The 14,163-nt window shown below is 43.2% G+C and carries 15 protein-coding genes; 1 reads left to right on the top strand and 14 read right to left on the bottom strand.

The window, feature by feature from the left end:
• Window positions 1-10: 10 nt before the first annotated feature.
• The 7 genes from NSQ68_RS12820 to NSQ68_RS12790 form a co-directional block, all read right to left on the bottom strand.
• A complete protein-coding gene (locus tag NSQ68_RS12820; RefSeq protein ID WP_342429036.1) occupies window positions 11-337 on the bottom strand; it encodes a hypothetical protein in 327 nt (108 codons plus the stop codon).
• Complete coding sequence (locus tag NSQ68_RS12815; protein ID WP_342429035.1) at window positions 327-767, bottom strand: hypothetical protein; 441 nt, start codon at window positions 765-767, stop codon at window positions 327-329. The genes NSQ68_RS12820 and NSQ68_RS12815 overlap by 11 nt, the downstream gene beginning before the upstream one ends.
• Window positions 749-2,338 (bottom strand): MFS transporter, encoded by a 1,590-nt coding sequence (locus tag NSQ68_RS12810; RefSeq protein ID WP_342429034.1) that lies wholly within the window; start codon window positions 2,336-2,338, stop codon window positions 749-751. Before NSQ68_RS12810 ends, NSQ68_RS12815 begins: the two co-directional genes overlap by 19 nt.
• Window positions 2,339-2,991: 653 nt before the next feature.
• The gene (locus NSQ68_RS12805; RefSeq protein ID WP_307345016.1) at window positions 2,992-3,174 is read right to left on the bottom strand and encodes a hypothetical protein; all 183 of its coding nucleotides are present in this window, start codon (window positions 3,172-3,174) and stop codon (window positions 2,992-2,994) included.
• A gap of 359 nt (window positions 3,175-3,533) precedes the next feature.
• A complete protein-coding gene (locus tag NSQ68_RS12800; protein ID WP_342429033.1) occupies window positions 3,534-3,671 on the bottom strand; it encodes a hypothetical protein in 138 nt (45 codons plus the stop codon).
• A gap of 915 nt (window positions 3,672-4,586) precedes the next feature.
• Window positions 4,587-5,468 carry a DNA-binding protein gene (locus NSQ68_RS12795; RefSeq protein WP_342429032.1) on the bottom strand — a complete coding sequence of 294 codons (882 nt, stop codon included), beginning with the start codon at window positions 5,466-5,468 and terminating at the stop codon, window positions 4,587-4,589.
• A gap of 886 nt (window positions 5,469-6,354) precedes the next feature.
• A complete protein-coding gene (locus NSQ68_RS12790; protein WP_029515307.1) occupies window positions 6,355-6,849 on the bottom strand; it encodes a MerR family transcriptional regulator in 495 nt (164 codons plus the stop codon).
• Between the two features lie 175 nt (window positions 6,850-7,024).
• Here NSQ68_RS12790 and NSQ68_RS12785 point away from each other — a divergent pair, with 175 nt between their 5' ends.
• Window positions 7,025-7,876, top strand: coding sequence for an aldo/keto reductase (locus NSQ68_RS12785; RefSeq protein WP_342429031.1), 852 nt, complete (start codon window positions 7,025-7,027; stop codon window positions 7,874-7,876).
• Window positions 7,877-8,245: 369 nt separating this feature from the next.
• Here the strand turns inward: NSQ68_RS12785 and NSQ68_RS12780 are convergent, their stop codons facing one another.
• The 7 genes from NSQ68_RS12780 to NSQ68_RS12750 form a co-directional block, all read right to left on the bottom strand.
• Window positions 8,246-9,127 carry an ergot alkaloid biosynthesis protein gene (locus NSQ68_RS12780; protein ID WP_342429030.1) on the bottom strand — a complete coding sequence of 294 codons (882 nt, stop codon included), beginning with the start codon at window positions 9,125-9,127 and terminating at the stop codon, window positions 8,246-8,248.
• A 36-nt stretch (window positions 9,128-9,163) separates the two neighbouring features.
• The gene (locus NSQ68_RS12775; RefSeq protein WP_342429029.1) at window positions 9,164-9,577 is read right to left on the bottom strand and encodes a nuclear transport factor 2 family protein; all 414 of its coding nucleotides are present in this window, start codon (window positions 9,575-9,577) and stop codon (window positions 9,164-9,166) included.
• A 120-nt stretch (window positions 9,578-9,697) separates the two neighbouring features.
• Window positions 9,698-10,279 carry a TetR/AcrR family transcriptional regulator gene (locus NSQ68_RS12770; RefSeq protein WP_342429028.1) on the bottom strand — a complete coding sequence of 194 codons (582 nt, stop codon included), beginning with the start codon at window positions 10,277-10,279 and terminating at the stop codon, window positions 9,698-9,700.
• 246 nt (window positions 10,280-10,525) lie between these two features.
• Window positions 10,526-11,272: a 3-oxoacyl-ACP reductase family protein gene (locus tag NSQ68_RS12765; RefSeq protein ID WP_342429027.1), complete on the bottom strand. Its 747-nt coding sequence runs from the start codon at window positions 11,270-11,272 to the stop codon at window positions 10,526-10,528.
• Between the two features lie 25 nt (window positions 11,273-11,297).
• A complete protein-coding gene (locus NSQ68_RS12760; protein WP_342429026.1) occupies window positions 11,298-12,062 on the bottom strand; it encodes an SDR family NAD(P)-dependent oxidoreductase in 765 nt (254 codons plus the stop codon).
• A gap of 9 nt (window positions 12,063-12,071) precedes the next feature.
• Window positions 12,072-12,767 carry a cyclase family protein gene (locus tag NSQ68_RS12755; RefSeq protein ID WP_307344990.1) on the bottom strand — a complete coding sequence of 232 codons (696 nt, stop codon included), beginning with the start codon at window positions 12,765-12,767 and terminating at the stop codon, window positions 12,072-12,074.
• A 10-nt stretch (window positions 12,768-12,777) separates the two neighbouring features.
• Window positions 12,778-14,160: an aldehyde dehydrogenase family protein gene (locus NSQ68_RS12750; RefSeq protein ID WP_342429025.1), complete on the bottom strand. Its 1,383-nt coding sequence runs from the start codon at window positions 14,158-14,160 to the stop codon at window positions 12,778-12,780.
• Window positions 14,161-14,163 lie beyond the last annotated feature (3 nt).

Below are 14,163 nucleotides of genomic sequence, written 5' to 3'. Positions count from 1 at the left end.
TCGACCCTTGTCAGGATTTCATCATTTTAAAATAATCGGCAATCATCGATTTCTTAATCTTTTCCGCCGACTGTTTAAAAAAGGTCAAGACCTCGTCGTTGCCACCTTCCACCAATGCCCATGAGAATTTCCTGCTGGTGACCTGTCCCAATTCCTCTCCAAATCGGAGGTAGACGGTGATACCGTGATCATCAGCCCGGCCACCCGCCTTCACATCATAAGGATGAAGGTGAAGCCTCTCGAGCTCTTGTACCAGTAGCCGATACAGCCTCGGCTCCACGGATTGAAGCGGTTTATCGGGAAGCATCGCCGCCAGTGTATAGGTCTCATTTATCATGAAGTAGCCCCTCCACTTCTTTTTCCAGCATGTTCATTTCATCCCGGTTATGCAGTTCATCAACTACAATCAAAGCCTGAAAACGGGCAAGAAGCTCGCCTCCCACCTTGCCCTGCACCAGCAGTTCCTTAATCTCAGCGACAATTTCTCGCATTAATTGATGATCGCGAATCAGAGAAATAATGACGTTCTTCAACTCCGGCTTGATGCCCACAGCTTCTATATATAATCCTTCCTCTTCGCTGGCCGCGTGCTGAAGCGTACGCCCCTCCCAATGCTCCACCGTGATGTAGGCAATTTCCTCCGCTTTGTCCAATTCGCCTTTTTTTATACTTCTGTTCAACAGCTCGGTAAGTTCTCTTGCTTCGCCTAAGGCCGCCTCATGAATCATCGAATGACTGTCCACATGTCTCAATGCGGGTCCTGACATGAATCCCCCGCCTCCTTTCCTGTTGCTTTTTTTGAGAATTGATTTTCCGCTAACCTGTCGCCTTCACCTTCCCCGATTACGGAGTCAGAATGCGAAAGATCGCTGAATATAGCCACATAATGGGTGGCATTCTGCTCGTTCGTGATCGCAGTTACGGAGAGCCACTCCCGAAAAATCTCCCCATTTGCCTTGCGGTTGACGATCTTTCCCTGCCATTTTCCGGTGGTCAGCAAAGTGTCCCAAAAGGCATTATAGAAAGAGCGATCATGGAAGCCGGAGTTGAGTATATTGGGAGTTTTTCCAATCACCGCTTCTTTGGGATATCCGGTGACCTCGGTGAAGGCGGCGTTTACGGTATGGATCACGCCCTTGGCATCAGTGACCATCACGGCATCGGCTGTGGACTTGATAATATCCGACGCAAACTCCAGCTTGTTGCTGAAAAATACCCACAGAACAAGTATCAGGCTGGCCAGCGAGGCCTCGGACAAGGCCATAAAGCCGATTGCGTAGTGGCCCGTCCACCCAAACAGCAGGGTAAGCAGCAGTGGAGGAAAAAAACCGCCCAGACCGCCCGCTGCAGAGACGATCCCGCTGGCGATGCCCCCCTGTTTGGAAAAGTAAAGCGGGACCAGCTTGAACACCGCGCCGTTCCCGATACCGGCGCACACGGCTATCATCAAACAACCCAACGTAAAAAGAGGCATGGTCAATCCGAAAGAGAGTAAAACTCCTGACAAGGTTAGGCCGGCAAACACGAACATAAGAACTACAAAAGGGTTGAACTTGTCGGACAGTATCCCGCCTACTGGACGGAGAAAGGTAGCCAAGGCGATAAAACCCGCCGTCCTGAGTCCGGCATCCACCTTGCTTAATTCAAAATAGCTGACCAGAAAACCGGGGAGATAGATTGTAAAAGCTACGAAGGAGCCGAAGGTGATGAAGTAAAATATGCTGAAAAACCACAGCTTTTCGTTGCGATAAACTTGCTTGAGTTGATTCTTCCAGGAGCTTCGTACACGCTCTTCGCGCTTATCCCCTAAAAACAGATTCAGCAGAGCGAAAAGGGCGAGCAAAATCAAAAAAAGCTGAAGGGCTCTTGACCAGCCGATCGCATCAGCCACCCACGGTGCGCCAAAGGTAGAGATGGCCGTACCCAGGTTCCCGATCCCGTATATCCCATTGATGGTGCCCTGCTTTTCTTTGGGATAATATTTGGGCAGTGAAGTCACACCGATCGAGAACGTAGCTCCGCCTATCCCAAGAAAGAAGCCCCCAACCGCCAAATCCAGAAAAGTATTGGCCTGGCTCAAGTAATAGACAGGAACAAGCAGAATAAAGAAACTGACCGTATTCATCAGCCTTGCCCCGAAGCGGTTGGTCAGAATACCCGCCGGAATTCGCAGCAAAGAGCCCAAGATTACCGGGATCGCGGTAGACCATGCTCTTTGTCCAGGCGTCAGCGGAATATCCTGACTTATGTAAGAAATCAGGGAAGAGATCAAGACCCAGGCCATAAAGGAGACAACCAGACTTAAGGTTTGCAATGGCAACTGAATTTTTTTTACCATGTATAGCTCCCCTTTGAAGATTATTCGAATTGCAACTATAGGATATAATATCCATTTTTGACAAACTTCTGACCTTTCAAACATTTGATTTGGGGAGATAACAAATGACGGCTCACTTGCAACCTGTGATGGAAGGATGCTTGCTATGACTGGTTACGATGTGGAAAAGTATTTTCGGAGGATGCTGTAGCTGGCGGGCAAAAATCAGGTCAACTTTTTATGTAGAGCAATTGCATTTGCATTTGTATTTTATGAAGCTCAAGTGATTAAGGGTTTCTTCACGTCCATGACCAATTCATCGCCTGTCATATTCATTGCTGTCATATTTGAATACTTTTGGCCACATAGAAATTCTAAACCACTGTCTTTTTCTTCTGTACAGGATGAAAAACTCCAACTTGACATGGTTAATCAAATTAGTAGGTTTCTATTGATTGTTACGCTGGAAAGATAAGCATTGTTTGCAGAAATGGGCATATACCCAGGTGATTTTCAAAATAAAAAAACGCTCTAGGTTATCCTAAAACGTCTTTTGAAAATACTATATTAGCCATAGAAGTCAACATCAAATGATCAAAGTTTGAGCTTGTACCCGATGATCTGTAACGGGTAACATTAAACTGTAATTAAGATGCATATTGTCAGAATAGCAACTAGCAGCAGCCCATCTGTCCTGCCCCAATTAAAACATTATTATCGCTGTGTAGATATGGTTGCAATAATGTCGTTCCCTTTATTAGGAAGAGATTTTTCACCTTCATAGATGACATTGCACCAGTTGCGGTTAGCGTTGCTAAGCTCAATAATAAGTTACATACAAATAAGCTCTTTTTCATCAATTCGATACCTCCATTAAAATCAGGTTGTGACTTACCTAAAGTTGTACAGCGATTCAATTATATATCCTTATATCAACTGTTATAAGGAGGAAGTATTCCCCACAACGATGTCGTTATCACCTTCTGTAGACTTGAAGACCTTAGCGCCCTTTTTGATCGCTTTAAGCGTGATTATGGAGTAAAGGACGAGGCTGAAACTAATGAACGATCGAAATAGATAAACAGACTCATAGATTCATTTATTTGAATAAAGGAAACAATTTGGCGGTCTTTTTAGACCATCTTTTTATTCTCAGGAGGTCTTTTAAAACAATTTTTTTGAATGGCTGCTGAAGTCTGAAACTTCAAAGTAGAACCTATAGATCCTTGCGAACAATGCGGCGTAGCCCGAGTCCAAAGAGCACAGCCATGTAAAATGCCGCGTACATCAAAAAGGCTGTTGTAGAATACTCATAAAATATGTTGCGGAATGGTGAGGATTCCGGAATACTCATTTTGTAATTGCCTCCTTTTAAGCTGCAGCTATTAGGAAGACGAACCTTCTTCCTTTTTTGTATCATGCTCGGGAGACTTTCTTCGAATTTTTTAGGCTACACTTGATTGGACTGTCCTAAGACATCAGGCTTAATAATTTGTTAGACATTAGAACACAACTTTATTGTACAAAGAACACACCGTATATTGTATTTCAGCAAAACCTATGCTCGTCGCTCTAACGAAATTTGTGTATGTACGTCGTACCGACTACATCCATCGTTGTATTAACGATTCATTAAACCGGTAAAAAAGCTTTCCATAGCCACCCTTTCGGGTGATTATAAAAAGCTAATCTGCTTTGGAGCGTCTATAGCGTTCGCTTAAAACTTCCCAGGAAACTGTTTGACAATACCTTTTGTCAGGTCCGCTAGAAGTAAATACTGAACGACACTTAGCTTTTCATTATTTAGTATCATGGGGTTAATTGATATTGAACCTAAGACTGGAATAGGAATGGAGGGAATATTATCAGTAACGATTACTAGTCAGTGTTATCACGTTGAGCGCCCTCATCGTTTTATTGCAATGTAAAACGCCCAATGCAGCCGATATATTTGAATTGACGGCCGAGACATAAGTCTTTGTGCTGCTGAAATGGCTTTATGAGGGCACGAAGCACCCCCGCCTCGACACGCCTCTCCTCATGATAGTGTTCTGTGAATGGAGTGGAAATCCTTCAAATAAAATCAGTAGATTTCTAGAAGATTGTTATAATTCTTTGGAACTATTCTGCCAAATAAAAACCCCTTCTTTGTGGAAGGGGTTTCAAATATAGAACCTAGCTATTCATGCCGTGATTGTTAAGTTGTTGGAAGCTATTCATGCCGTGATTGTTAGGTTGGATCGTTGCTGCACCAGTAGGGGTGATTACGTTACCTAACAGAAACAATACTACTGCCATCATACCTAATGCCTTTTTCATCTTTTAACACCCTTTCTAGGATAGTTTTGTTCAATACATTATATTCATTCAGCTGTTCTTTAGTTGCATGAACACTAAATGAAACAAATAATGCATTGATTTTTTTATATCCAGTATCATCCCTAAGTTTATCAGACATTCGCAATCCCTTGAGGGATATATTTAATGCATTGTAAATATTACCATTATTAAAGTGGTAAAGGGACATAAGATATAAATGATCTATATAATAACGAATATTGGCTTCCGTTTCATACTCTCCATCCAGAGCGTCCAAATTAGCTTCAAATTCTTTTAATGCCCAATCAACGTTACAGTTATGTTTTAAAGCTGACTCCAGTATCGTAATAATCCCCGGCAACAACTCTTCTTCCTCAGCATTGTGTATAAATTGCACATATTCAGGAAGCGCCTCCATATTACCTTCCAGCAAATTCAAAACATATGTATTGGCATTTGCAATCATCCTAAAATGTGCTACATCCTCCTTCCCCTCATCGTCCAATCCAGATATCCATCCCAATTCAGAATACTTTTCAATACAGTCCCTGGCTGCTGAGTAATCGCCCATCTTTTGCAATGCGATACCTTTCGCCACCATAGAATATCCAAAATAAAAAGCAACACTTCGTTTAAGTCTTTTAGTATCAATTCTCGGCTGCCCTTTTGCTTGTCTAAGTTGGTCTTCTTCATAGAATGCGTTGATTGAGTGGTGGAGTTTATCCGCAATATGTACCATAGCATCCCAACCATCTAGTGAAAACTCTGCTTGCAGCATTTCATACAAAAGGTTTATGTCACTTATTGATTCTAAAACTGCTGAGTTAAACATATAGCTGCCTCCTGATTACATTTTTAACCAATAGTATATTATAATTGGGCATTGGTCAATTACGTAGTTAAGTGAGCTATTCACAAGTTGAATCTTCTCTGAATTTTCGCATATTATGATGTGAAACACAGAATTGGCTTATCCCAAGTATTTTTGCATACTGTGCCTTTTTAGCAGTTCCATTAATCTTTCAGTCTGCCCCTTGTTATTTCAGACTTACGTTTCTTCACCTTCTAATCTCTGTAGTAGTCAATTCTGCCGCTGGCGTGGGGTGCGGCCCTCCTTTTAAATCATGTATACATTCGATGCATAGAAAGCTTCCCCGAAAGTGCGTTAGCTAATTGATTGATCCGCACATGCAACTCCACCGACTGTGTAAGTCCCTGCTTTACTGTATTCCCATGTTGGAGTGAGAGTCACTCCTCCAGTGTTCGGCCCCTTAAAAACTGGCAGTATCCGTCTAACCTGTTCCCGTTTTAGCAAATAACGGATACAAGACCATTGGTGATCTAGATGTGACTTCTCTAGTATATGATCTTTTTTCACATATCACGTGGTTAGCTATTCTCCTTCTTCCCCTCTCACCTTAAGTTATATTATAGACCTATAGAAAAATGTAAAATTTACAAAGGTAAATACATACATCGGGAAGATCAGTCCGAGAACTAAGTTACCCAGACGGTTCGACTCATGTTTGAAACAACGCTACCATTTTATGATTTTTTACGATGCGTTCAGTGCTGTTATTTGGTGTAAAAACAGAGGATTTGAACGAAGGCAGTGGGTCCATTTGGCCTGCTGCCTTCTCGTTATGATTAAGTAATCGTCTCTCGTTACTTCAATCTAGACTGATGTGAATCTTGTTCATCCTAAGCCAACCAGGAGTTTAAAACAGAGGATTTTCTTCGAGTGGTTGTGTCTCACGTAGATCTCTAGCCTTCCGAACAGAGGGCGAGTAAAAAACGTCACTATGCATATGCTGAATTTTATCCCAGTTGCCAGGATTGGTCGTGTCTGGAGAGCGGTGCTCCAGAATGGCCTGATATAGAGCCGTTTTTTGTTCCAAATGGGCAACGTGCTGTTTGGCTTCTTCGAGCTTAATGAGCGCCGCTTCCTTATGCTCCATCATGAGTGTGTAGCGTTGCGGAATGGTCGAATCTCCTTCGAGACAGAAGTCGACGTACATTTTAATGACTTCAATCGGCATCCCGGATTGCTTGAGACATTTGACGCCATGCAACCAGTTGATCGATTCTTCGTCGAACATCCGAATGTTGTTTTGATTGCGCTGTACGCTTGGTACTAAGCCTTTATCCGTGTAAAAGCGTACAGCGTGCTCGGTGAGTCCCGTTATCTGGGCAGCTTCTTTGACTGTATGCATGTGGAATCCTCCTTGGAAAAATAAAAATTTTTGAAGATGGCTTGACTTCGTGTAACACGAAGGCGATAGGCTTATTGTAATGCAAGTCGACCGTAAGCGGAAGCCCACTGAGGTGCCCGATTTCCGAGTTTTGCGGCCGTTTGCGTTTTACATTTGAACAATGGGAGGAAATACAATGCAAACCGTAACATTAAACAATGGTGTGAAAATGCCGATCATCGGCTTTGGTGTCTACCAAGTTCCAGATGCTGAAGAATGCGAGAACGCCGTATATGAAGCGTTGATGGCTGGTTACCGCCTGATCGACACCGCCGCCGGTTATCTGAATGAGGAAGCGGTCGGTCGTGCGATCAAGCGCAGCGGCGTACCGCGTGAGCAGCTGTTCATCACGACCAAGCTCTGGGTTCAGGATGCCGGCTACGAGAGTGCCAAGCACGCATTTGCCAAATCCTTGAAAAAGCTTCAACTCGACTATCTCGATCTGTACCTTATTCACCAGCCATTTGGCGATTACTACGGTGCTTGGCGTGCGATGGAAGACCTGTACCGCGAAGGCAAGATTAAGGCGATCGGTGTCAGCAACTTCCTACCCGACCGCCTGATGGACCTCATCGTTCATAACGAAATCGTACCCGCCGTCAACCAGATCGAAACGCACCCGTTCTACCAGCAGACAGAGAGCGCTGCTTTTATGAAAGAGCACGGAGTTCAACACCAGTCGTGGGCCCCGTTCGCTGAGGGTCTTAACAACATGTTCAAAAACGAAGTGTTGGTCTCGATCGCAGAAAAACACAACAAGTCCGTCGCTCAGGTCGTATTGCGCTGGCTTGTTCAGCGTGAAGTCGTTGTAATTCCAAAATCGGTGAGAAAAGAGCGGATCGTCGAAAACTTTGACATTTTCGATTTTGAGTTGAGCGCCGATGATATCGAACAAATCTCGGCCCTCGATACGCGGGAAAGTCTTTTCTTATCATACCGCGACCCGGAAGTCGCCAAGATGATGGGCAACTGGAGAGTCGATCTGTAAACCTTGATCGAACCGTAAACTTATCACTCGTTTATCCTCACTTATAAAGAAAGGACAGGGCGGTTTGAAGTGAACCCTGTCCTTTCTTTACTTGAATTGACCCTTGGATTCGCTTTTCCGCTTTATAATGATGCCACCTTTCGCTAATCCCCCCCTATTAGAGCAATAATTCTAGTCTGCTTCTAATAGAAGATTTAGACTGATTTATTCAACGAGCGTCTCTGTTAGCGCAATTCTCAGCTTGTGTTCGTGACTAGATATTATCTTTCGGTTTTGTTAGTTGGAAGCTGGGACGCACAAATATCTTACGCGAAGTGCCGAGGATTCCAAGAGAATTTTCCAAGCTTGGTGCACGCTGTTTGACTTTGGCTAAAATGTCATAGTTCTGTCTAATTCCCGCGTCCAGATTTCTGCGTGTCTCTGTGCAAATTGTTGGAAGGAGACAGGCGCCTTCCCAGTCACCCTCATTACAGTATCAGTACTTAGATCTTCCGCTCCTTCCTCGCGAATTTTACGGTCGAGTCCGGTCATGATCTCAGCATAATCCTTACTTATCCCTGCTGCTAACCAACTGCGGGTCAATTCATCATCTGATATTGATTTGTGTATAACCTTTCTTCCCGTTACTTCACTAATCATTCGACTAACGTCATCATATGAAAGAGAATCCGGTCCCGTAATCATATGCTCCGTATTATGTGCATCCTCATCAATAAGTGCTCTTAAAGCGACTTCTGCGATGTCTTCAGCTGCCACAAAACCAACTTTGCCTTGCCCTGCTGCGCTAATAATCAAATCCTGTTGTGAGATGGTCGCTACATGCTGGCCTTCGGTGAAATTTTGCATGAAATAGGAAGGCCTGAGCACAGTCCATTCAGGAACCAATTTCTTCAGTAATTGATGAACAGGGCCAAATACCGGACCTTCCTCTGGAATGGATGCACTGCTGAGAAATACAAACCGCCTTACTCCCTGTTCCAATGCCATTTTAATAAATGGTTTCATAACTTTAATGGGTTCTGGGTCGCCCACTGGTGCAACCAAATAAACTCGTTCAACATTATACAGAGTAGGGAGAAACGTCGAACTGTCGTACCAGTTGAAATGGACTTGATTCTCAGGGGCTGTAATGGCTTCTGCATTCCTCATGGTAATGGTATAGGAATATCCCTGCTGATTCAGTCTTTTTGCAATTCTTATTCCTGTCTTCCCTGTTCCGCCTGTAATAAGTATCTTTCGTTTATTCATCATTTTGGACTTATCTCCTTTTAATGTTATTTTTAAAATCTAACCTTGTGCGGCTTCAAGTAAGACCATCGGATTCCAATAATCCTTAAAAAGCGTTATCTTCCCATCCTTTATGTGGATCACAGAAATGTACGACTGCTGATACGGTTTTTCTGTTCCTGTCATTACAGCATCGCATGTATACTCGGCAACCATTTTATCTTTAGATACAAACAGGTCTGGAGATGAGAAAGAGAGGATACTCATTAGCTTGAACAGCTCATAAATGTAATTACGAATCTCTTCAATACCGACCAGCCTTTGAGTATAACCCGCTGGAGCATAAGGAAACTCAATGACGGCATCTTCACTAAATAGCGTTAACCATTTTTCAAAATCCTGCGTTACTAAGCTGCTTTGAAACACCTTTAGAATTTCGGTTGCCTGGGCCTCAAGAAAATTTCCACTTGTCATATTCATCTCTCCTGTTTTAATAGACCATTCAGTCCGAAATAAGCAAAAAAAATAATAAAACCGGACTGTTCAGTCTGGAATTTCGAAAAATAATAATGAAGCCATGATAAAGCTTCATTATTAATCCAAGGCAGATAAACTTACCGTGACGTAATCATCCATAACCTTGGGGTCACTCGTCATTTTGGCTAATTGGGTTAAGGAGTATCTTGCAAAATTCAAGTAACGTGCCAAAGCTCGAAGGTCTCGGTCACTCGAGATTTCTCCATTCCCCTGGCCCCGAACCAGAGTTTCATAAAAGGCTTCTTCCAGTGTATTCAAATCTTTTAATAAAAAAGCTCTGATCTCCATGTCATGAGGCATCTGATCAATAGCAGAAAAAATAATAAAGCATTCCTTTTGCCGGTTCTTATCCTTTAATACCTTTGCTGCTTCATGAAATACATAAGCTATCCCCTGCTTTGCAGATTCAGAGGTCGCTAAATACTTCATAACTGCGTTACTCTTCTCATTAACGTAATGCTTCAGAGCAAGGATAAACAATTCTCTCTTCGTACCATAAGTGTCGTATAAGCTTTGCCGGGCAATACCGAGTCCCTTCAGCAGCTGTGGCAGTGAGGTCCCTTCATAGCCGTAATGTCCGAATACTTCCATAGCTTTATGCAGTACTTCTGTCGTATCAAACTCTTTGTTTCTTCCCAATTTCATCCTCCTTTGATCATCATTATATTTATTCAAGACTAAACAGTCAAGAAAAAATAACGATCCTAGCTGTTAATAAACATAAAGCCCCAGTTGGTTCCTCCATCTTACCCTATCTATCTAAAATGAGCCCGTTGCCAATAGCAAAAAACCTCAAGCATTCCATCCCGTTGGATAGAATTTCTGAGGTTAAATGACATACTTCACTTATAAATCGAAACACTGGATCACCATAAGCGAATATGATTATTGCATATAGCGTCCGCCATCCATGACAATGGTTTGTCCAGTGAGATAACCAATTTTCGGATTGGCAAGCTGGAGCACAAGCTCCGCAACCTCGGATTTTTTGCCCAAGCGACCCAGCGGCGTATTCCCGATAATCCCTTCCATCACAGCGTCATTTAATGAATCTGTCATTTCCGAGGCGATCGGGCCTGGCGCGATCACATTCACACTAATATTGTATTTCGCCAGCTCACGGGCTGAGGATTTGGTTAACCCAATCAATCCGGCCTTGGAGGCACCATAATGAGGGCCGAAGCTTCCTCCCGTTAGAGCCGCTACAGAGGAAATATTAATAATTCTGCCTTCTTCGCTTTTTTTAAGCAGCGGAATAGCATATTTGGTACACAAAAATGCTCCGGTAAGGTTAATCGTTAAAGTATGATTCCATTCTTCCAGCGTCAGCTCTTCAATGGATTGAGGAACTCCAACCCCTGCATTGTTAACTAAAATGTCTAGTCTCCCGTAATGCTTTTCAATCTCTTCAAAAGCCCGAAGAATGCTGGACTCGTCTCTCAGGTCAAACTGTACCAATAGCCCGTTTCGATTATGATCTTTGATCGTATCCAACAGATGAGTTGCTTGCTGTTTATTACTATGATACGTGATCACTACATCCATATCGGACTCAGATAACTTTCGAATGATTTCCTCACCGATACCTCTGGAGCTGCCTGTAACTAATGCCACTCTGTTATTTTGCAACATGTTCACCCTTTCAAGCAGGTTTGGTTTAAGGAGTATACATTCCACCGTTCACATCCAGAACAGCTCCTGTAATATATTGATTTGCTTCTGAACCTAGAAAATAAACAGCCTCGGCAACCTCTTCCGGGGTCCCCAAACGATGTAACGGTATACCGCTCAGCACCTCATGATTAATCTTCTCTTCACGATTTTGCCATCTATGAAGGATACGCTCGGTTCCGATAATTCCAGGGCATACTGTATTCACCAGAATTCCATGCTCGGCAAATTCATAGGACAAATGCCGGGAAACAGCAATGACAGCCGCTTTGGAAGCCGAATAATCCGCACCTACATTTTTTAGCGTTTTACGAGCAGATATCGAAGATATATTCACAATTTTTCCATTCTGATTTTTGTTCATTACGGGAAAGCAAGCTTGTGTCAATTGAAGAACAGGCTTCAAGTTAAAAACAAAAGATGAATTAAAGCTTTCCCACGAAATATCATGAAATGGCGTCCGTTTCTCTTGAGATCCGCCTACATTATTGACTAAGGTCAGATGCGTTTCCGTGTCGGGTACATAATCAGCAAGCTGATCCTTCAATTCCCTTTGGTCATGCAGAAGATCTACACACCATATTCTTATCGAAGCAGCTTTTTCTGTAGAAACCTCTGCTTTTACTTGCTCTAAAGCCTCAAGATCTCTATCGACTGCTATACATGTATATCCTTCTGCGACATATTTATAGAGCGTGGCTTTCCCGATCCCTCTGGCTGCACCGCTAATTATGCATATTTTTTTCGCCATAGTGATGATCTAGCCCCTTAATCCCTTGATGCCAATCGCTCGAACAGGTGAAGCTTCTACATCGGAGATTTTGATAGGCAGGGCTACGAATAAAGTGTCGGATTCGAGCTGATCCAAATTAAATAAATACTCGCATAGAACCGCACCCTGTGAAACTATATTTTTATGCACCACAAAGTTTTTCTCGGCAGGTTTTTCGGTTTGAAAATCCAGCCCTATAAAAACAGGATTTAAGGAGGCAATATAAGCCGCGGCATCTGCACTGAGCCAAGGAGAACGATCCCAAAAGCCTTCCTTTCCCCATTCTCTATCATCGTACCCTGTATGGAATAACAAAATTTCGCCCTCTTCTACAGCGAAATGAGCCATTCTTTGCTTGAGGAGGTCTGCTGTAATTTCTGATTGATCCGGAATATCGGTCAGGTCAATCAGAACGGGATGTCCGACAAAGTGTTGCAGAGGAATCTGGTCAATTGTTTTTCCATCACGAAATACATGGTCGGAAGACTCCACATGAGTGCCATTATGTGCGAACAAAGAGACAATGGTAAAACGTCGTTTCCAGTCTGCGGCCGTCATCGTTTCCGGAGCTACTTCATCGAACGTAAATTCTGGAAACCAATCCGCACTATATTTAGGCATCCCTTTAGAAAAAGCAATAGATAAATCAATCAACTCAAGTTTTTTAGATGTTTGAATACTCATATTTCCCCTCCTAAATTACACCTTTTGAAATAAAAAGATGTTCTGTAATAAAGCCGTCATGAGGAACCAAATCATAAGTGGTCCATGTCGGTGCATTATCGATCACTAATTTTTTAATCGTTGGTTCGGTAATGGCCCAATGGATCAAATCCTGATCCTCCGTTAGCAAGCTTAGTGCCAATGTGGATTTCAGGGTTTGGCGAACCTCATCTGGTTCAGGTGTATATACCCAGCTACAGGCAAAGGGCAGCTCCATATGGCGAATGTGATCGGGTAGATGATTGATATGCACCAATAAGGGAGCAAGCGCGGCGGTACCGTCCCCATAGTCTATAATCCATTCTTCATCCTTGGCATTTTTCCAAAGGATGTCGGTGGAATGAAATATTTGATGAACATAGTCTCTAATCGCATAGGCTTTATCTGACGTAAATACGGGAAGATCACTTGTGTAATCTAGCAAACCATTCGAGCCATACCCGTTTAACTGCTGCGCGATTTCATCCAGCTCATGAATATGAGCTTTATTTACAACAACCCCGCTTGCATTCGTACACTTCATTCCTCCGCCATCTACGATAGAGCGAACAATCACATCTATGGCCTGATCATGTGCAGTTAGGTCGTGATTACTTGCATCAGAGTGCCAGTATACTTTTGAATAGCCCGGTCCGCGGGTAATCACTTTTGGATTACTTTTGTATTGCTCTACTGTATTACGATCTCCAAATACGAGCGCAAGATCACCTGCTTCTACAACGGCTTGGACTATCGAATGATCCCCGGGCACCAGCGCAATCATAGAGGGAGAAATTCCGGCAGCTAACAGGCAACGGATCAGGCGATAAGGTGTAAAAGGGTCCTTCGCGCTGGGCCGCAATAAAATTTTATAACCTGCTGCCAGCGCTTCAATCCAGGCTTTATGCACTGCTGGATTATTACCGGGCGCGATAACAGATAAAATCTGGCCTTTCGGTATCCAATAGGCCGTTTTATTTTTCCGTGGAGCATCCTCCGTGTATATAGGAGCCAAATTTGGAGCACTTCCCGTGATATACTGTCCTGCTGTAGCCATGGCATGACTTAATTCTTTTACCGAGGATTCAATCGCCTTCAGCGGAACGCCTGATATCAAATGCACATGGCGTACATAATCTTGTGGACTCTCTCCATCCAGCGTAGCTGAACCAAATAAATCAGCAGCTTTTTTGAAAGCTTGATGGATATCAGCTAGCGCTTGCTTCGGAGTTGCTTTTAGCTCATGAGCGACCCTCGATATGACAATGGACGGGAGCTCATCTATTTCACCTAGAGATAGACCTTGCAGAGATGTTAAATCTCTTCTATGCTTCGATTCGTACCTCGCTCCAGACCATATAAAAGGAATATGCATAGG

The sequence above is a fragment of the Paenibacillus sp. FSL L8-0158 genome (assembly GCF_038592965.1).
GTDB classification, from domain to species: domain Bacteria; phylum Bacillota; class Bacilli; order Paenibacillales; family Paenibacillaceae; genus Paenibacillus; species Paenibacillus polymyxa_D.
The sequence above is the reverse complement of the archived record's forward strand: the minus strand, read 5'-3'. Positions and strand labels throughout refer to the sequence as shown.